Origin of the sequence: Streptomyces sp. WP-1 (assembly GCF_030450125.1) — a bacterium.
Taxonomy (GTDB): Bacteria; Actinomycetota; Actinomycetes; order Streptomycetales; family Streptomycetaceae; genus Streptomyces; species Streptomyces incarnatus.
In genome coordinates this window covers 1,360,695-1,377,452 of sequence record NZ_CP123923.1, presented here as the reverse complement: position 1 = coordinate 1,377,452, position 16,758 = coordinate 1,360,695, and the positions used below count along the sequence as shown (strand labels likewise).

Annotated in this window: 19 protein-coding genes, 1 tRNA gene and 1 pseudogene; 7 read left to right on the top strand and 14 right to left on the bottom strand. The window is 73.3% G+C overall.

Annotated elements, in window-relative coordinates:
- Window positions 1-90: 90 nt before the first annotated feature.
- From QHG49_RS05730 to QHG49_RS05715, 4 genes are all read right to left on the bottom strand, one after another.
- Window positions 91-618, bottom strand: coding sequence for an NUDIX hydrolase family protein (locus QHG49_RS05730; RefSeq protein WP_167532447.1), 528 nt, complete (start codon window positions 616-618; stop codon window positions 91-93).
- Between the two features lie 16 nt (window positions 619-634).
- Window positions 635-1,810 carry an amidohydrolase family protein gene (locus QHG49_RS05725; protein ID WP_159706604.1) on the bottom strand — a complete coding sequence of 392 codons (1,176 nt, stop codon included), beginning with the start codon at window positions 1,808-1,810 and terminating at the stop codon, window positions 635-637.
- Between the two features lie 2 nt (window positions 1,811-1,812).
- Window positions 1,813-3,216, bottom strand: coding sequence for a glutamine synthetase family protein (locus tag QHG49_RS05720; protein ID WP_301487541.1), 1,404 nt, complete (start codon window positions 3,214-3,216; stop codon window positions 1,813-1,815).
- 128 nt (window positions 3,217-3,344) lie between these two features.
- Window positions 3,345-4,142, bottom strand: coding sequence for an SAM-dependent methyltransferase (locus QHG49_RS05715; RefSeq protein ID WP_370530429.1), 798 nt, complete (start codon window positions 4,140-4,142; stop codon window positions 3,345-3,347).
- Window positions 4,143-4,322: 180 nt separating this feature from the next.
- On the opposite strand from QHG49_RS05715, the gene QHG49_RS05710 reads away from it, so the two are divergent.
- Window positions 4,323-5,177, top strand: a complete 855-nt coding sequence (locus QHG49_RS05710) for a Cof-type HAD-IIB family hydrolase (protein ID WP_301487537.1) — start codon at window positions 4,323-4,325, stop codon at window positions 5,175-5,177.
- 9 nt (window positions 5,178-5,186) lie between these two features.
- Here the strand turns inward: QHG49_RS05710 and QHG49_RS05705 are convergent, their stop codons facing one another.
- The 5 genes from QHG49_RS05705 to QHG49_RS05685 form a co-directional block, all read right to left on the bottom strand.
- Window positions 5,187-5,474, bottom strand: coding sequence for an SAM-dependent methyltransferase (locus tag QHG49_RS05705; protein ID WP_301487535.1), 288 nt, complete (start codon window positions 5,472-5,474; stop codon window positions 5,187-5,189).
- A gap of 48 nt (window positions 5,475-5,522) precedes the next feature.
- Window positions 5,523-6,170, bottom strand: a complete 648-nt coding sequence (locus tag QHG49_RS05700) for an endonuclease (protein WP_301487533.1) — start codon at window positions 6,168-6,170, stop codon at window positions 5,523-5,525.
- A gap of 35 nt (window positions 6,171-6,205) precedes the next feature.
- Window positions 6,206-6,550: a DUF3140 domain-containing protein gene (locus QHG49_RS05695; RefSeq protein ID WP_159706614.1), complete on the bottom strand. Its 345-nt coding sequence runs from the start codon at window positions 6,548-6,550 to the stop codon at window positions 6,206-6,208.
- Between the two features lie 53 nt (window positions 6,551-6,603).
- Window positions 6,604-7,080, bottom strand: a complete 477-nt coding sequence (locus tag QHG49_RS05690; RefSeq protein WP_145491814.1) for a Dps family protein — start codon at window positions 7,078-7,080, stop codon at window positions 6,604-6,606.
- 143 nt (window positions 7,081-7,223) lie between these two features.
- The gene (locus QHG49_RS05685; RefSeq protein WP_159706616.1) at window positions 7,224-8,033 is read right to left on the bottom strand and encodes an alpha/beta hydrolase; all 810 of its coding nucleotides are present in this window, start codon (window positions 8,031-8,033) and stop codon (window positions 7,224-7,226) included.
- Between the two features lie 141 nt (window positions 8,034-8,174).
- On the opposite strand from QHG49_RS05685, the gene QHG49_RS05680 reads away from it, so the two are divergent.
- Window positions 8,175-9,362 (top strand): thiolase family protein, encoded by a 1,188-nt coding sequence (locus tag QHG49_RS05680; RefSeq protein ID WP_301487527.1) that lies wholly within the window; start codon window positions 8,175-8,177, stop codon window positions 9,360-9,362.
- A 112-nt stretch (window positions 9,363-9,474) separates the two neighbouring features.
- Window positions 9,475-10,983: a long-chain fatty acid--CoA ligase gene (locus QHG49_RS05675; protein ID WP_301487526.1), complete on the top strand. Its 1,509-nt coding sequence runs from the start codon at window positions 9,475-9,477 to the stop codon at window positions 10,981-10,983.
- Between the two features lies 1 nt (window position 10,984).
- Here QHG49_RS05675 and QHG49_RS05670 read toward each other — a convergent pair.
- Window positions 10,985-11,299, bottom strand: a pseudogene (locus QHG49_RS05670) (aldo/keto reductase); the annotation flags it as partial.
- Window positions 11,300-11,538: 239 nt separating this feature from the next.
- On the opposite strand from QHG49_RS05670, the gene QHG49_RS05665 reads away from it, so the two are divergent.
- Window positions 11,539-12,348, top strand: a complete 810-nt coding sequence (locus QHG49_RS05665) for a cobalt-precorrin-6A reductase (RefSeq protein WP_301487523.1) — start codon at window positions 11,539-11,541, stop codon at window positions 12,346-12,348.
- A gap of 30 nt (window positions 12,349-12,378) precedes the next feature.
- Here QHG49_RS05665 and cobF read toward each other — a convergent pair whose 3' ends face one another.
- Together cobF and QHG49_RS05655 are read right to left on the bottom strand one after the other, a co-directional pair.
- Entirely contained in the window at window positions 12,379-13,152 is a 774-nt protein-coding gene (gene cobF / locus QHG49_RS05660; protein WP_301487521.1) for a precorrin-6A synthase (deacetylating), read from the bottom strand.
- Window positions 13,153-13,189: 37 nt separating this feature from the next.
- A complete protein-coding gene (locus QHG49_RS05655) occupies window positions 13,190-13,696 on the bottom strand; it encodes a DUF309 domain-containing protein (RefSeq protein WP_145491713.1) in 507 nt (168 codons plus the stop codon).
- Between the two features lie 106 nt (window positions 13,697-13,802).
- Between QHG49_RS05655 and QHG49_RS05650 the strand changes: the two genes are divergently transcribed.
- Window positions 13,803-13,876: transfer RNA gene (locus tag QHG49_RS05650), tRNA-Pro, on the top strand.
- A 77-nt stretch (window positions 13,877-13,953) separates the two neighbouring features.
- Here QHG49_RS05650 and QHG49_RS05645 read toward each other — a convergent pair.
- Window positions 13,954-14,262, bottom strand: a complete 309-nt coding sequence (locus QHG49_RS05645; RefSeq protein ID WP_301487517.1) for a tyrosine-type recombinase/integrase — start codon at window positions 14,260-14,262, stop codon at window positions 13,954-13,956.
- Between QHG49_RS05645 and QHG49_RS05640 the strand changes: the two genes are divergently transcribed.
- Window positions 14,261-14,446: a hypothetical protein gene (locus tag QHG49_RS05640; RefSeq protein WP_301487514.1), complete on the top strand. Its 186-nt coding sequence runs from the start codon at window positions 14,261-14,263 to the stop codon at window positions 14,444-14,446. The genes QHG49_RS05645 and QHG49_RS05640 overlap by 2 nt on opposite strands.
- A 226-nt stretch (window positions 14,447-14,672) precedes the next feature.
- Here QHG49_RS05640 and QHG49_RS05635 read toward each other — a convergent pair whose 3' ends face one another.
- The gene (locus tag QHG49_RS05635; RefSeq protein WP_301487512.1) at window positions 14,673-15,923 is read right to left on the bottom strand and encodes a helix-turn-helix transcriptional regulator; all 1,251 of its coding nucleotides are present in this window, start codon (window positions 15,921-15,923) and stop codon (window positions 14,673-14,675) included.
- A 151-nt stretch (window positions 15,924-16,074) separates the two neighbouring features.
- On the opposite strand from QHG49_RS05635, the gene QHG49_RS05630 reads away from it, so the two are divergent.
- On the top strand, window positions 16,075-16,491 hold the full coding sequence (locus tag QHG49_RS05630) for an ATP-binding protein (RefSeq protein ID WP_301487510.1): 417 nt from the start codon (window positions 16,075-16,077) through the stop codon (window positions 16,489-16,491).
- The last annotated feature ends 267 nt before the right edge of the window (window positions 16,492-16,758 follow it).

Below are 16,758 nucleotides of genomic sequence, written 5' to 3'. Positions count from 1 at the left end.
TTGCGGCGACCTTGCAGAAACCTGACAGGGGCGGGGGCCGGCCGGGATCCGGTGCCGGGCGGGGTTCGCCCGCCCGGCACCGGACCGGGGTCAGAACACCAGGCCGACGTGGGCCAGCGCCTGCTTCAGCAGCGCGCCGTGACCGCCGGGCATCTCGCTCTGCAGGGCCTCGGAGGACGCCTCCTGCGGACTGAACCACACCAGGTCCAGGGCGTCCTGGCGGGGCCGGCAGTCACCGGTGACCGGGACGACATAGGCGAGGGACACCGCGTGCTGACGCGGGTCGTGGTACGCGGTGACGCCCGCCGTCGGGAAGTACTCGGCCACGGTGAACGGCTGGAGGGAGGCCGGGACCCGGGGCAGCGCCACCGGGCCGAGGTCCTTCTCCAGATGGCGCAGCAGCGCGTCCCGGACCCGCTCGTGGTGCAGCACCCGCCCGGAGACCAGGGTCCGGCTGACCGTACCGTCCGGGCCGATGCGCAGCAGCAGTCCGATGCTGGTGACTTCGCCGCTGTCGTCGACCCGCACGGGCACGGCCTCGACGTACAGGATCGGCATCCGGGCCCTGGCCATCTCCAGCTCGTCCGAGGTCAGCCAGCCGGGCGTGGTATCGGTCATGTCAGACATTGCTTGATCATACTTTCCGGGTGGGGCGGCCGCGGGGGTCGCGGGCCGGTTCGGATACGGGCGGTCCATAGAGCCGGCGGGCGTTGTCGCGGCCCGTCCAGGCCGCGATCCGCAGGGCGTCGGACAGGGACAGCTCATCGGCCTCCACACGATGTCGCAGCAGCTCGGCGAGGCCCTGACGAAAGCACAGGGCACCCAGGTGGTGGAACTCCGCCACACCGTAGGCGTCCGAGCTGTACAGCAGCTTGCGGAACGGGGTGATCTCCAGAGCCTCCGCCAGCACCACCCCTGCCCGCGTGGGGCCGGTGTGATGCAGGGCGAGCCCGACATCCAGGTACACCCGCTCGAACACCGCGGCCAGATAGGCGGCCTGGCGGTGGTAGGGCCAGCAGTGCAGCAGCAGCACGGGGATCGTGCCGGCGACACGGTGCAGCCAGTCGGTGAGCAGCGCGGGATCGGCCCGGTGCAGCCGTACGTCCGCGTCCCCGAAACCGGTGTGCAGCTGGAGCGGCAGCCCCAGGTCGACGGCGGTCCACAGCAGGTGCCGCACCAGGACCGGGTCCGCGAGGCGGCCGCCCGCGCCGAGCCAGCGCCGCGCCGCCGCGGTCACCTCGGCGTCCGGGGGCCGCCGCGGATCGAGGGCGAACCCGGTGCGATAGGCGGCCACCGACTTCACCGCCACCACACCCGGCCGCCGCACCGCCTCCTCCGCCGCCGCGCGGAACACGGCCGCGTACTCGCCCGCCTCCACACCCCGCGCGGCCACCTCCTCGGCGATCCCCTCCAGCCGTACGACCTCGTACGCGGCGGCGCCGGACGCCTCGGCCAACTCGGCGGGGGAGGTGAGCGGTCGCGGCGCGTAGCCGGTGTCCACGCAGAACGCCCCGGCACCGGCCGCCGTCAGGAACCGCCGGTTCACCTCCCGCCACCCCAGCTCCGCGCGCCGGGCCACGTACGCGTCCGGCGGGGCGTGCCGGGGCAGGTCCAGCAGAGGCGCGCAGTGCCGTCGTACGGCGATGCCCACCGGGCTGTCGAAGGGCGAGACACCCGGCCAGGCCTCGCCCTCGGTGAGCAGTGACTCGAACTCCTCGAAGGACAGGTCGGAAACCGTCGCGCCATGGCAGTGGTGGTCCACCAACTCCAGTGCGGCCAGAGCCTCGTGGACCGGCCCGGCGGGCGTCATGGTCAGTACGCCCAGCGGTAGGCCGCCGCCACCCGCTCGTCGTCCAGCCCCTCCACGGCGGCCACTTCACCGAGCCGTACGGCGCTCACCGCGTCCGCGAGGACCGGGCCCAGCGCGGCCCGCAGCACGTCGTCCGCGCGGAACTCCGTCACCGCCCCGGCCAGCGTGGTCGGCAGCCGCCGTACGCCGAGCTTCGCCGCCTCGTCCGCGTCGTAGCGCGCCGGGTCGCCGGTGATCTCCTCGGGCAGCGGGCGTCCGGCCGCCAGTCCGTCGAGTCCCGCGGCGATCAGGCAGCCGAGCGTCAGATACGGGTTGGCGGCCAGGTCGACGGGTTTCACCTCCAGGTTGGCCTCCTGCCGCTGCCGGCCCGCGCTGCCGGTGACCAGCCGCAGCGCCGCCTCCCGGGTCTCGCGGCCCCACGCGGTGAAGACGCCCGCCCACTGGGAGGGCCGCAGCCGCAGATAGCTGGCCGGGCTGGGCGCGTTGATCGCGGTCAGCGCGGGCAGATGCGCGAGGATCCCGGCCGCGAAGGACTCCGCGTCCGGCGTCAGACCGTACCGGCGCTCACCGCCCGCGTGCAGGTTGGCGCCGTCGCGCCAGCAGGACAGATGCACATGGCCGCCGTTGCCGACGCTCCCGGCGAGGACCGCGGGGGAGAACGACACCCGCAGCCCGTGCCGCTGGGCGACGGCCCGGATCGTCTGGCGCACCAGCACACTGCGGTCGGCCGCCGCCACCGGGTCCAGGGCGCCCGCCGACAGCTCGAACTGCCCGGCCGCGTACTCGGGATGGACCTGGTCGACGGCCACGCCCTGGGCGTCGAGCGCGCCCAGCAGATCGGCGAGCAGGTCGCCCAGCTCCACCTGGCGGATCGCGCCGTACGCCGGTCCGGACACCGCCGGCACGAACTCCCCGGCGGGCGCCGAACCGAGCCCGAGGGCCCACTCGATCTCGAAGGCCGCCTTGAAGACGAGCCCGTGCCGCTCGGCCGCCTCGGTGACCATGCGGCGCAGGAAGGTACGGGCGCAGCCGGGGTGCCGCTCGCCCTCCTGGGTGATCCGGTCCACCGGCGCCCACGCCCAGCCGGGCTGCCCGGCCAGCGCCACCAGCTGGTCCAGGTCGGGGTAGAGCCTCAGGTCGCCGTCGGGGGAGCCGAGCACCTCGGTGCTGACGATCGAGTCGTCGGCCAGGAAGGTGTCGAACACCGGGGACATCCCGACGCCCCAGGAGACGGCGGCCTCCAGCCGGGCCGTGGGGACGGTCTTCACCCGGGTGACGCCCGCCGTGTCCACATACGCCAGGACGATGCCGCGCACGTCCTGCGCGGCCAGCGTGGCGGTGAGCGCGGCGACCCGACGCAGATCGGCGGGACGGCCGCCGGGCACGGGGTCGGCGAGAGTGGTCATACGTGTCCTTTGCGGGCGGGGCCCGGTGGGGGCAGTCGGTTCAGGTAGGAGAGGGGCTTCGGTTCAGGTGGGGGAGTGTCTTCGGGTTCGCTTCCCAGGGGGGCGCGCCGAGATCCGCCGCGCGGATGTCAGCGCTTCACGGCGACCGCGCCGAACTGCGGGACCGGCGCGGCGCCCGGCCCGGCACGCCACTGGGAGCAGGGCACCAGGCCCGGCTCCACCAGGACGAGGCCCTCGGCGTCCAGCAGGAAGGAGGCGATCTCGGCGCGGCTGCGGGCGGTGATCGGCGGGGTGGCGTGGGCGTTCCAGAACTCCATCGCGGCGACATTGCCCGCGCCGCCCACCTCGGCGTCGGTGGTGGGGTGGGTGAGCACCAGATGGCTGCCGGAGGGCAGCGCCGCCATCAGGCGCCGCACGATGGCGAGGGCCTCGCCGGTGTCCAGGACGAAGTTGAGGATGCCCAGCATCATCAGCGCGACCGGCCGCTCCAGGTCGAGCGTGTCGGCGGCGCGCCGCAGGATGGCGTCGGGGTCGTGCACATCGGCGTCCACGTAGTCCGTGACGCCCTCCGGTGAACTGGTGAGCAGCGAGCGGGCGTGCACCAGCACGATCGGGTCGTTGTCGACGTACACGATGCGGGACTCGGGAGCGAGGCGCTGGGCGATCTCATGGGTGTTCTCCACGGTCGGCAGGCCGGTGCCCACGTCCAGGAACTGCCGTATGCCCTGCCCGGCGGCGAGGAAGCGCACGGCGCGCGCGAGGAACTCCCGGTCCGCGCGGGCCACCTCCCGGATCACCGGGAACATCCCGGCGACCTGCTCGCCGACCCGCTGGTCGACCTCGTAGTTGTCGCGGCCGCCGATCCAGTAGTTCCAGACCCGGGCGTTGTGCGCCACGGACGTGTCCAGCCGCGCTCCGGTGCTCACAGCCTCACCGTCGGTCACGTCTCTCGCCCCTCTTCCGTGCGGGTGCCCGCCGTCATTGTGCCGCCGGGTGCTCGCGCTGTCCCGGGAACCACGCACGGTCGGCGGTTCGGGGTGGCTCGGGGACGTTCCCGCCCATGAGGGACACTGGACGGGTACCCTGACCCCGGCCGGAAGCAGGACATGCCCGCCATATCCACGCCCCTCCTCGACGTGCCCGGCCCCTCGGCGGGCCCCGCGGACATCCGGCTGATCGTCACCGACATGGACGGCACCCTGCTGGACGACGACAAGCGGATCCCGGCCGGCCTGTGGCCGATGCTCGCCGAACTGCGCGAACGCGGGATCCTGTTCAGCCCGGCGAGCGGCCGCCAGTACGCCACCCTGGCCCGGCAGTTCGCGGAGGTCGCCGAGGGCATGGTCTTCATCGCCGAGAACGGCACCTATGTGGTCCGCGACGGCGTCGAACTCAGCTCCGACCCGCTGGAGCGCGCGACCGCGGCCGGGGTCGCGCGGGCGGTACGGCGGCTGAACGCGGCCGGCGGGGACGCGGGCGCCGTGGTCTGCGGCAAGCGCGCGGCCTACGTGGAGCGGAGCGACGAGGCGTTCCTCGCCGAGGTGCGCCGCTACTACGTCGAGCACCGCGTCGTCGACGACGTCACCGCGGTGGACGACGACCTCATCAAGGTCGCCGTCTTCGACTTCCGCTCCGCCGAACGCTCCACCGCCCCCGCGCTCGGGGCCTTCGCCGCCACCCACCAGGTCGTGGTCTCCGGGGAACACTGGGTCGACGTCATGACCCGCACCGCCGACAAGGGCACCGCGCTGCGCGCCCTCCAGCGGACCCTGGGCATCACCCCGGCGCAGACCATGGTCTTCGGCGACTACCTCAACGACCTGGAGATGATGGACGCGGCGGAGTGGTCCTTCGCCATGGCCGACGCCCACCCGGACGTGCGGGCGCGCGCCCGCCATCTGGCCCCGTCGAACAACGAGAACGGCGTACTGCGGACGATCGGCCGGGTCCTCGGGCTGTAGCCGGCCCGCTCAGTCGGCCGCTGTGCGGGCCACCCCGCCGTACAGGGAGACGGGCCGGTCGCCGTCCGGGCCCTCGCCGGGCCGCCACTCGGCGACCGGCACGACACCCGGCTCCAGCGGCTCAAGTCCCTTGAAGAAGACGCCCACTTCGGCCCGGGAACGAGCGACCAGGGCCACCGCGCCCACCGCGTGGGCGGCGACGCCCTTCGCCGCGTTCTCCGGTTCGAAGTCGCCCGTCGTCATCGACAGCACCGGACAACTGCCGGGCGCCGGCGCCTCCATGAGCCTTGCGGCCATCTCCTGAGGGTGTCCCGCTCGCGATGGACGCAGGGCGGCCCGGCACGATCACGCGGCGCGCTGGAGGCAGTCCTCGGCCACGTCCTTGTCGAGCGCCGCCCGCACCAAGGCGGCGGCCAGCACGGCCGGTTCGGTGTCCCCGGCCAGCTCGGTCAGCTTCGCCGGGTCCTTCGGCAGGCCGAGCCGCTCCGCGCCGTCCAGGGCCTTGCCGTCCAGATAGGGGCCCACTTCCGGCCAGACGCGCTGCGCCTCGCGCAGGAAGATGTCGGCGCCGGCCGGACCGACCCCCGGCTCCTCCTGGAGCAGCCGCTTCAGCTCCCCGGTGTCGCCGTCCGCCTCCTTGTGCAGCCGCCGCAGATCGCCGCCCCAGCGCTCGCTCAACAGCTCGGCACCGTCGCCGAGCTGGGTGGCGGTCCGCTCGTCGTAGCGGCGGTAGCCGCCCCGGCCCAGCGCGTCGACCCGCCGCTGCCAGTCCGCGTCGGCCATCCGGCGCGGACTGTCCAGCCGGTCCTCGTGCAGGGCACGGGCGGCGGCCACCGCCACCGAGGCCCGGATCCGGGCGCTCAGCAGCAGTGACAGCACCAGCAGCCGGTACAGCGGCTGCGGGGTGTCCGCCAGCCGGATTCCCGCCTCCTCGGCGTAGGTCCGCCCGTACCCGGACACCAGCTCCCGTACGACGCGTTCGTCCCGGTTCATCGCGTCACTCCCTCGCCGCTGTGTCCCCGCCGCCGCTACGGCTTGAGCGGGTCGTGGCCCAGCGTCATCAGCCGGTGCCGCCGCCGGGTGTCCTCCGGCGTCCGCTCCGGTCGCGGCTCGTCCTCCATGTCCACCAGGTCACCGACGGTGTCCACGACCTTGTACATCACGCGGACGTCGTCGTCGGTGAGATCGGTGCGGCGCTTCTGGAGGATCGCGAGGACATGCCGGCCGGTCGCGCTGCCCGCCTCGTCGGGCAGCGGCTCCGTCCGCTCACCGGCGTCGCGGACCCTGAGCCAGGCCGCCAGCTCCGCCGAGGTCATGTTCACCACGCGGTGGAAGTCCTCCCACAGCGCCTCGGTCTCCAGGGCATCGGCCACGGGGCTCCCCTCTCGCTCTGGGACGGGTGTCGGATCTGCTTCCGCGCGAGGTGTCAGAGTGCCTGGTTCTCCGCCGCGAACATCCACCGCTCCTTCTCCAGGTCGGCGGTGATGGAGATCAGCAGGTCCTGCGTCACCGGATCGGCCTCCTCGGTGGCCGCGATGCGCTCGCGCAGCCGCCCGATGGCCGCCTCCAGGGTCGAGACCATCAGCTCGACCACCTCGGTGTCCCGCAGCCAGCCGTCCTTGGTCCCGGGCAGCGCGAAGGTCGCCGCGATCGTCTCGGGCCGGCCGTCCGGCGACACCCCCAGCGCGGCGGCACGCTCGGCGACCGTGTCGGAGTGGGCACGGGCCGTCGCCACCACCTCGTCCAGCTGGAGGTGGATCGAGCGGAACCGGGGGCCGACGATGTTCCAGTGCGCCTGCTTCCCGATCAGCGACAGACCCAGCAGATCGATCAGGGTGTCCTGGAGCGCGGGCGCGGTGACGCCGAGGGCCTTCTCGGACAGCGTGCTCTTCACCACGGTCATGGTGCCTACGTCCCCTTTCATCAGTGTCGTACGCCTTGCACAAGCGACGTACGATCTCGTCCGAAAAGGCGGGTGCCCCACGTTCGGGGACGCAAACAGCCCTGCTCAGCGGGGTCGGCGCCGGTCCCGGTGGGTGCCCGGCCTCAGCGGGCGAGCACCCGGTCGAGGAACCGCGTCACCTCCGCGAACGCCTCGTCCCGCACCGTCTCGTGGAACACCTCGTGCCGCGCCCCGGGGAAGATCCGCTCGGTGAGATCGCCGCCGGCGAGCCGTTCGACGCCGGGCCGGCTGCCGGCCGGCGGCACCAGCCGGTCGTCGTCCCCGTGCAGCCACAGCACCGGCAGCCCGGCCGCGTCGCCGCCCTCCGCCACCACGTCCAGGGTGCGCGCGAACGCCTGGAGGGTGGGCCGCTTCATCGGCCCGTGCCAGACCAGCGGATCGGCGGCGTACGCGGCGCCCACCGCCGGATCGCGGGAGAGCGCGCCCGGACTGATCGGCGTGTCCGGGATCTCCGGCAGCGCCAGCAGCCGCCCCGGCAGCTCCCAGGCGCCGATCACCGGCCCGGACAGGATCAGCGCGGACAGCTCCGGGCGGTGCAGCTGCGCGTAGCGGGCCGCGATCAGGCCGCCCATGGAGTGGCCCACCAGGACCAGCGGCAGCCCCGGGTGCGCGGTGCGGGCGAGATGGGCCGCGCGGCCCACATCGGCGACCACGTCCTCGAAGTCCTCGATCAGCACCCGCTCACCGGCCGAACGGCCGTGCCCCATGTGGTCGGGCGCGTACACGGCGGCCCCGTGCCCGGTGAGGACGGCGGCGAGCCCGTCGTACCGGCCCGCGTGCTCGCCGTACCCGTGCGCCAGCAGCGCGAGGAAGCGGGGCGCGGGGTGCTCCCACGCGCGGACGGCGAGGTCGCCGCGGGTGCCGTCGACGACGTGCGCGCGAACGTGGGGCATCTCTCCTCCAACTGCCTGGGTACGGTTCGGGAGGATCTTCCCAGGGGGCCGTTCCTGGGTCTATAGTCCAAAACTAGCAGTGCTAATTAAGAGCTGTTCCGGTCCGCTGATCCACACCGTCGTAGGTCAGGAGTCGAAGCCGTGCGTCCCGTCCACTTCGCGGCAGCCCGCCGTACCCCCATCGGCAAGCTGCGTGGCGCCCTCTCGTCCGTCCGGCCCGACGATCTCGCGGCGGCCGTGATCCGCCAACTGGTCGCCGAGGTACCCACGCTCGACCCCGCCCGGATCGACGACGTCTACTGGGGCGCCGCCAACCAGGCGGGCGAGGACAACCGCAACGTCGCCCGGATGGCCGCCCTGCTCGCGGGCCTGCCCGAGTCCGTGCCCGGCGCCACCGTCAACCGGCTGTGCGCCTCCGGCCTCGAAGCCGTCACCACCGCCGCCCGCGCCATCGCCGCGGGCGAGGCCGACATCGTGATCGCCGGCGGCTCCGAGTCCATGAGCCGCGCCCCCTTCGTGCTGCCCCGCCCCGACGAGGCCCTGCCGCACCGCATGGAGACCTTCGACACCCGGCTCGGCTGGCGTCTGACCAACCCCGCCATGAAGGACCTGCACGGCGTGCTCGCCATGGGGGAGACCGCCGAGGAGGTCGCCACCCGGCACGGCATCTCCCGTGAACGGCAGGACGAGTTCGCGCTGCGCAGCCACCAACTCGCCGCCGCCGCCCGCAAGAACGGCCTGTTCGCGGACGAGATCCTGCCCGTCGAACGCCCCGACGGCATCGTGGTCGAGCAGGACGAGTGCATCCGCGAGGACACCTCGCTGGAGAAGCTGGCCCGCCTCAAGCCGGTCTACCGCGCGGGCGGCACGGTCACCGCGGGCAACACCTCGCCGATGAACGACGGCGCCGCCGGCCTGCTCCTGGTCAGCGAGGAGGCCCTCGGCGAACTGGGCCTGGAGTCCCTCGGCCGCTACGTCGCCGGTGCCTCCGCGGGCGTCCACCCCGATGTCATGGGCATCGGACCGGTGCCCGCCACCCGCAAGGTGCTCGCGCGGGCCGGCTGGGAGGTCGCCGACCTCCAGGAGGCCGAGTTCAACGAGGCGTTCGCCGCCCAGGTCCTCGCCTGCGTCGACCAGCTCGGCATCGATCCCGGCCTGATCAACCCCACCGGCGGCGCCCTCGCCCTCGGCCACCCCCTCGGCTCCTCCGGCGCCCGCATCCTGACCACCCTGCTGCACCGCATGCGCCGCACCGGCGCCGAACGCGGCCTGGCCACCATGTGCGTGGGCGTGGGCCAGGGCAGCGCGGTGCTGGTCGAGAGGCACTAGCTACCATCCGACGCGGGGATCCCTCTCGTGAGGACGGGGGATCCCCGCCGAGGGACGACCGTACGACCGGTTCGGCGCGCCGAGCCGCAGCAAGGAAACGGAGCCGTACTCCATGGCAACCCTGTCCGTCGCCGCCATCCTGGCCGAGAACGCCAGGCGCCGCCCCGCACGCACCGCACTCGTGGAAGGGGAGCGGCGGCTGAGCTTCGGCGCCGCGTGGCAGGCGGCGCTGGCCCAGGCCGGCGCGCTCACCGCCCTCGGCGTCCGGCCGGGCGACCGGGTCGCCCTCATGGCCCCGAACACCACGGAGTTCCCGCTCGCCTACTACGCCGTCGCCGCGGCCGGCGGTGTCGTCGTCCCCGTCCATCTGCTGCTGTCCCCGGGCGAGATCGAGCACGTCCTCAAGGACAGCGGCGCCACGCTGCTCCTCGTCCACCCGGCACAGGCCGTCGCCGGGCGGACCGCGGCCGACGCCCTCGGCGTCCGCGTAATCACCCTGGGCGCGGAGTTCGACGCCCTCGCCGCCGAGGCCGAGCCGCTGACGACGTACGCCACCCGGGCCGCCGACGACCCGGCCGTGATCCTCTACACCAGCGGCACCACCGGCGTCCCCAAGGGCGCCGTGCTCAGCCACTTCAACCTGGTGATGAACGCGACCGTCTGCGCCTTCGACGCCAACGACGTGCGCCCCGACGACATCGCCCTCGGCGCGCTGCCCCTCTTCCACGCGTTCGGGCAGACCGTCTCGCTCAACTCCACCTGGCGGGCGGGCGCCACGCTGGTGCTGCTGCCCCGGTTCGACGCGGCCCGCGCGATCGAGCTGATGGTGAAGGAGAACATCAACACCTTCCACGGCGTGCCCACCATGTTCGTCGCGCTCGCGGCGGCCGCGGCGGACGCGGACGTCCTGCCCGAGCTGCGGGTGTGCATCTCCGGCGGCGCCTCGCTGCCCGTCGCCGTACTCGAACGCTTCGAGGCCGCGTTCGGCGCGCGGATCTACGAGGGGTATGGGCTGTCGGAGACCTCGCCGACGGCCACCGTCAACCAGCCGGACTTCGGCACCCGGGCCGGCACCATCGGGCACCCGCTGTGGGGCGTCGACGCGGAGATCGCGCGCGCCGAGGTGGAGGGCCGGATCGAACTGCTGCCGCCCGGCGAACTGGGCGAGGTCGTCATCCGCGGCCACAACGTCTTCTCCGGTTACCTCGGCCGCCCGGAGGCCACCGCCGAGGCCCTGGTCGACGGCTGGTTCCGCACCGGCGACCTCGGCACCAAGGACGAGCAGGGCTTCCTCACGATCGTCGACCGCAAGAAGGACGTCATCATCCGCGGCGGCTACAACGTCTACCCGCGCGAGGTCGAGGAGGTCCTGGTACGGCACCCCGGCATCGCCCAGGTCGCCGTCATCGGCCTGCCCGACGAGCTGCACGGCGAGGAGGTCTGCGCGATCGTCGTCCCGGCACCCGGCGGCGGCCTCGACGCCACCGCCGTCATCGAGTGGTCCAAGGAGCACCTCGGCCGTCACAAGTACCCGCGGCGCGTGGAGTTCGCCGAGGAACTGCCGCTCGGCCCGAGCATGAAGGTGCTCAAGCGGGAGCTGCGGACGCGGTACACGGGCTGACGTCCTCGACCTGGCCGCGCAACTGCTCGGGACGCGCCATGGGCAGCCACTCACCACCGGAGTCCCGCCCCGGCCCGACCTTGGTCACCACGGCCACCTCGCCGGACCAGCCCGCGAGGGCACGGTTGGTCAGCTCGTTCGCGGACCGTAGCGGCGAGAAGTAGAAGGCGGCCGTGTCGATGTGGTCGACCCCCAGCTCGAACGCGCGGCGCAGCAGAGCGACGGCGGCGCGGTCGCTCTGCGCGCCGTCGGAGTTCCCCATCATCCCGTTGCCCGTCAGCCGCAGCGCGCCGTGGCCGACACGGCTCACCTCCAGGTCTCCGAGCTTCCGCGTACCTGCCGCCGCCGCTGTGTTCGCCCTGTTCCTCGGCCGGTGTGCTGATCAGGTCCAGGAGTATGAGGCGTCCGCCGCTTGCCGCGACAGGGCGACCGGCGGGGCGAAAAGTCACATCCGGCACGGGAACCATCCCCGGCCGCCCGGCCGTTGACTCCCCTGAGAGCCCACGGCACGGCACGCGTTTCTCCACCCCCTGACCTGCCGATACGCTCACCCTCATGCCCGCACCGCCCCCGCAGCCCCCGCGACGACACGTCCTCGTCCTCGGCGGCACCACCGAGGCCCGCAGCCTCGCCGCCGCTCTGGCCGCGCACCCCGCCGGGCTCCGGGTGACCACCTCCCTGGCCGGACGCACCGCCCGGCCGGAAGCACCGGCGGGGGAGATACGGACCGGGGGCTTCGGCGGGGCCGAGGGCCTGGCGGAGTGGCTGCGGGCGCACCGGGTGGACGCGCTGGTCGACGCCACCCATCCGTTCGCCGCGTCGATCACCGCGAACGCGGCCCGCGCGACGGCGGCCACCGGAGTCCCGATGGTCGTACTGCGCCGCCCCGGCTGGGGGCCCGTCCCGGGCGATCGCTGGTACGACGTCCCGTCCCTGGCCGCGGCCGCGGAGGCGCTGCCCGGACTTGGCGACCGGGTGTTCCTCACCACCGGGCGCCTCGGCCTGGCCGCCTTCGCGCACCTGGCCGAGCAGCACTTCCTGGTCCGCTCGGTGGAACGCCCCGACCCCCCGCTGCCCCCGCACACCGAAATCCTCCTGGCGCGCGGCCCGTTCACCGTCGCCGACGAGCGGGAACTGCTGCGGGCGCACCGCGTCGACGTCCTGGTCACCAAGGACAGCGGCGGCGAGGCCACGGCGGCGAAACTCACGGCCGCCAGGGAACTCGGGCTGCCGGTGGTGGTCGTACGACGGCCGCCGCTGCCGGACGGGGTGACGGCCGTCCCCGATGTGGCGGGGGTGCTGGGGCGGCTCGGTCTCGGATCGGAGGCAACCGAGGGGGCCGCGCAGGCCGAGGGAACCGCGTAGAGCGAGGAGCCGGCGGGCCCCCGAACCGGGCTACCGCTCCCCGGGGTTCCGCCGCAGCAGATACGTGTCCATGATCCACCCCTTGCGCTCCCGGGCCTCCGCCCGCACCCGCTCGATCTCGGGGCCCGCCTCGGCGAGGGGCCCGGAGACGAGGATCTCGTCCGGGGTGCCTATGTAGGCGCCCCAGTAGATGTCGATGTCCTCGTCCGCGTAGTGCCGGAAGGCCTGGTGGGCGTCGAGCATCACGACCACGTCGTCCACTCCCTGGGGGAAGCCCTCGGCGAGCCGCCGCCCGGTGGTGATCTGCACGGGCCGGGCGACCCGGTTCAGACCGGTGCGGTGACGGGCGACCAGCGCGGAGACGCTGCTGACACCGGGCACCACGGCGTACTCGAAGGAGACCGCGCCCCGCGCCAGCACCTCGTCCAGGATGCCGATCGTGCTGTCGTACAGCGCCGGATCGCCCCACACCAGGAACGCGCCGGTCTCGTCGTCGCCCAACTCCTCGACGATCAGCCGCTCGTAGATACCGGCGCGGGCGCTGCGCCAGTCCCCGACGGCCGGCGAGTACGCCGACCCGCCCGCCTTGCGGTCCCGCTCCGGGTCCCGGGCCTCGACCACCCGGTACGACCCCTCGGGCAGGTGCGCGTCCAATATGTCCAGGCGGAGCCGGGTGAGATCGCTCTTCTCCTCGCCCTTGTCGAGCAGGAAGAACACGTCCGTGCCGCGCAGCGCCCTCACCGCCTGGAGGGTCAGCTGCTCGGGGTCGCCCGCGCCGATACCGATGACATGAATCTCTCGCACGCCCCGAGTCTGCCGTACGCCACTGACAACGCGCCCCTCAGGGCCCCAGCCTGGGCGCCTCCACCCCGGCGTCCACCGGATCGCCCCCGGCCTCCACCCTCCCGGCCAGCTCCCGCGCCCAGCGGACGAGCCCGGCGAGATCCATCCCGTACGGCCGGTCCTCGCCGCTGCCGCGCTCCCACTTCTCGACCGCGTCCGCGCCGCGCCGCAGCAGCCGGGCGCCGCCGACCGCGTTGCCCCGGGCGGCGTGGGTGAGCCCCACCGCCAGCTGGGCCAGCCCCCGCCACAGGGCGCGCTCGTCCTCGGGCCCCGACTTCCAGGCGTCCTCGAACACCTCGTGCGCGTGGAACGGCCTGCCCGTGTCGAGCAGCGCCTGAGCCTCGGCGACCGTCTCGCGCGGCGCCCTCACCACACCCTCCGGCTGCCGCGGCACCCCCTGCGCGCCGTACGGCAACGGCCGCCCGAGCCCGTCCCGCGGCCGCGCACTGCGGGCCCGCCCCTCCGCGTCCCGGTCCCGCTCCCCGCCGTCACCCGCGTTCGTCATGCCCCCGATTCTCCCCGCCCCCACCCCGAGCCCCTTTCTGCGCACCCCCGTACGTGCGGTAAAGTTCCCCTCGCGCGATCACGCGGTTCACCGCGAGGCAGCGCATCGGGACGTGGCGCAGCTTGGTAGCGCACTTGACTGGGGGTCAAGGGGTCGCAGGTTCAAATCCTGTCGTCCCGACGGTGAAGTACAAGGTCGGAGGGGTCTTTCGGGGCCCCTCTTGATCGTTTCCAGGGGCGCCGTCTCACAATTTCTCACTAACGCTGTTGATCAAGCTCAGTCGAGCAGTTCGGCGGCTTCTCCGAACCCGCCCTGAGCGACTGCGGGTCGGGGTGCACGTAGGCCCGCTTCGTGAAGCCGAGATCCGAGTGACCGGCCCACGCGGAGACCACCGTGTCCGGCACCCCGTTGTTCGCCATCCACGACAGGCAGGCGTCCCGCGCGTCGTACAGCCGCACCTTCCGTACGCCCGTGGCGGCCATCAGCTTGTGCGCCTCGCGCCGGAGCTTGTCCGTCCTCCACTGCCGCCCCCGGCTGCTGAAGGTGTGCGATCTTGTGGCGCGCATGGGCGTGGAAAAGCGCCTGGTGACGCTGGCCGAGGTCCAGACGAAGATCATGTTCGAGGCCATGAACCGGACGCCGGACGCCTTGGAGCCGACGGCCGCGCAGCGCGCCCGCGTGCCGGACGTGATGGCCGGTTTTCTGCGGGGCATGGCTACCGAGGGGCGGCTGGAACTTCCCGCCGCCTGAACGCCAGGAAGCCGTAGCCCGTGAGCGCTGCGGCTTCCTGCGTGTGACGAGAACCCAGGCGGGCCGATTGATCAATCAGACGGGGATATCCCGTATGCGCAGATAGTCGTCCGGATCGTATGACAGGCGTAGTGGTGTCTGCTGGTCGGACAAAGTTCCTCTTTCCTCGGTGCCTTCACTGAGGGTGCTTTGCTGGCTTCACCGATCGGAAACGAGTGGCGTACCCCTAAGCGAGCAACAAGTGCCCATGGTCGGCCAGCACTTCGCGTGCCTCGGGCACGTCCTTGTACTCCCTCAGCCGGTGCAGGACCGTCCGGGCCCGCTCCGCCGTGCGCTCCGAGGAAAGATCGCCGGATGTGCCGATGACGCGGCGGGCCTCTTCGGCAGCCTGCTCGGGCTCGTTCGCGTCAGCCAGCGCCACGGCCAACCATGAGCGGTACAGCGCGACCTCCCGGGCGTGCGTGGCGTCGTAGCGTCCCAGCACGTCCTGGAGCAGCGGCACCGCGCGCAGCGGGCGGCGCAGCTCGGTGAACACCCGGGCGTCCATGACCTCCAGCTCCTCGCGGTTGACCCAGTAGGCCCACTTCGGCGCGGGAGGGCCGCCCGTGGCGTCCAGGGCGGCGTGGGCCTCCCCGAGCGCCCGCAGGGCCGGTTGAGCCTCCCCGGCACGCGTATGCGCCCACGCCACGCGGTCCAGGAACAGGGCGCGGGTTGTGGCCGGAGCGTCCGGCCCGGCCTCCGCAACGGCTGCCTTCGCCAGCTCCAGGCCCTCCCGTTCCCGGCCGCTGTTCGTCAGGTGGTAGCCGAGGCTGCCCGCGAGCTGTGCCACCAGCGGCGCGTCCCCGGCCTGGCGGGCGGCCGAGAGCCCGAGTCGGTAGGCGTGCTCCGCGTCGTCACCCCGACCGGCGTCCGAGGCGATCCATCCGGCGATCTGGCCCAACTCCCCGATCTGCACGAGCAGGCCGCGCCCCGTCTCCTCGGAGTGCTCGGACTCGCGGTACAGGCGGACGGCGGCGCGCAGCTCACGGAAGGCGGGGGCGATCAGGTCCCCGCCGGACAGCACATCGTCCGCGAGCCGGAGACCGTGGACGCGAGCCGCCAGACCGTCCACTGTGGTGGCACCGATCCGACGGCCACAGGGGGCTGACAGCGGCTCCAGCGCGTCCCCGTCGGGCAGCAGGTCCCCGAGGGTGGCCGCGACCCCGGGAAGGACGGCCTGAGCGTCCCCCCGGGCGTACGCGGCGGCCTGCTCCAGCTCACGCAGCGGCACGCCGAGCACCTGGGCGAAGGTGGGGAGCCACGCGTCCGGGACGCGCTCCCCGCGCTCCCATCGGGAGACCTCGTTCCGCGTGATCGACTGGGCGCCGGACACGGCGCACAGCACGGCGGCGAACTGCCGCTGCGAGCGGCCGGAGTGCCGCCGCAGACCGGCGAGGTAGGCGCCGAACTCGCGGCGTCGCTCGGTGGTGTCGCTCATGGTGGCCCCCTTCCGTATCCAGTGTGGCCCCTTCCTGGCCCCCTGGTTGGCTCCTCCGCGTGATCGCGCACCCCGGTTACCTGAACGCGTAGCGCCCCGGCGACCGCGCGAACGGCCCCGGGGCTGGCCGATCTGAAGGAAGCAGACCGACATGCCGCAACCTACAACCCGGGCCCGCCAGACCGGGCACCCCGGGTACAGCGAGACCCTGCCGAGGCAGCCCGAGAGCGCAGCCACCGCGCGGCTCCTGCTTCGTACCGCCTGTGCCGTCTGGGGGCTGGACGCATTGGCCGAGGATGGGGCGCTGATCGTCTCCGAGTTGGTGGCCAACGCCGTGCAGCACGCCCGGCGGGAGTCCATCCGGGTCGTCATCGACCGCCCCGGCGCCGCGCGGGTGCGTGTCGGAGTCGCGGATCTCTCTCGGGCGCGGCCGGTGGAGCGCGAAGCGCACGAGAACGAAGAGGGCGGGCGCGGTCTGCGCCTCGTGGCGGCGCCGGCCGCCGACTGGGGCACGGACGAGCGGCACTGGGGCAAGATCGTGTGGGCGGACCTGGAGGGGCGGGGTTGACCACGCGAGAGACCCCTGGCCGCAGTGCGGCGCGCGCCCATCTGTCGCAGTTGATCGAGCTGTTCGGTACGGACGGATGCCTGCGGATCAGTACGGCCCCCGCTGACCCGGACCGCCCGCCGTCGGCGGAGAGGCCGAGGACGACGAGCAAGACTGACCGCCCCAAGGCGCGGCGAAGCCCCGGCCGGTGAACTCCACCGAGCCGGGGCTTCGCCGTCTCACAGCCGTCTCACACAGGTCTCACGAACTGCACGGACCGACGTGGAA

Bases quoted from the DNA above. Each gene is read 5' to 3' on its own strand.
- QHG49_RS05635 (WP_301487512.1), bottom strand. From the start codon at position 15,923: ATGAGCGACACCACCGAGCGACGCCGCGAGTTCGGCGCCTACCTCGCC.
- QHG49_RS05655 (WP_145491713.1), bottom strand. From the start codon at position 13,696: ATGACGAACGCGGGTGACGGCGGGGAGCGGGACCGGGACGCGGAGGGG.
- QHG49_RS05725 (WP_159706604.1), bottom strand. From the start codon at position 1,810: ATGACGCCCGCCGGGCCGGTCCACGAGGCTCTGGCCGCACTGGAGTTG.
- QHG49_RS05665 (WP_301487523.1), top strand. From the start codon at position 11,539: ATGCCCGCACCGCCCCCGCAGCCCCCGCGACGACACGTCCTCGTCCTC.
- QHG49_RS05705 (WP_301487535.1), bottom strand. From the start codon at position 5,474: ATGGCCGCAAGGCTCATGGAGGCGCCGGCGCCCGGCAGTTGTCCGGTG.
- QHG49_RS05630 (WP_301487510.1), top strand. From the start codon at position 16,075: ATGCCGCAACCTACAACCCGGGCCCGCCAGACCGGGCACCCCGGGTAC.
- QHG49_RS05675 (WP_301487526.1), top strand. From the start codon at position 9,475: ATGGCAACCCTGTCCGTCGCCGCCATCCTGGCCGAGAACGCCAGGCGC.
- QHG49_RS05700 (WP_301487533.1), bottom strand. From the start codon at position 6,170: ATGAACCGGGACGAACGCGTCGTACGGGAGCTGGTGTCCGGGTACGGG.
- QHG49_RS05645 (WP_301487517.1), bottom strand. From the start codon at position 14,262: ATGCGCGCCACAAGATCGCACACCTTCAGCAGCCGGGGGCGGCAGTGG.
- QHG49_RS05690 (WP_145491814.1), bottom strand. From the start codon at position 7,080: ATGACCGTGGTGAAGAGCACGCTGTCCGAGAAGGCCCTCGGCGTCACC.
- QHG49_RS05720 (WP_301487541.1), bottom strand. From the start codon at position 3,216: ATGACCACTCTCGCCGACCCCGTGCCCGGCGGCCGTCCCGCCGATCTG.
- QHG49_RS05730 (WP_167532447.1), bottom strand. From the start codon at position 618: ATGACCGATACCACGCCCGGCTGGCTGACCTCGGACGAGCTGGAGATG.
- QHG49_RS05710 (WP_301487537.1), top strand. From the start codon at position 4,323: ATGCCCGCCATATCCACGCCCCTCCTCGACGTGCCCGGCCCCTCGGCG.
- QHG49_RS05685 (WP_159706616.1), bottom strand. From the start codon at position 8,033: ATGCCCCACGTTCGCGCGCACGTCGTCGACGGCACCCGCGGCGACCTC.
- QHG49_RS05640 (WP_301487514.1), top strand. From the start codon at position 14,261: ATGGGCGTGGAAAAGCGCCTGGTGACGCTGGCCGAGGTCCAGACGAAG.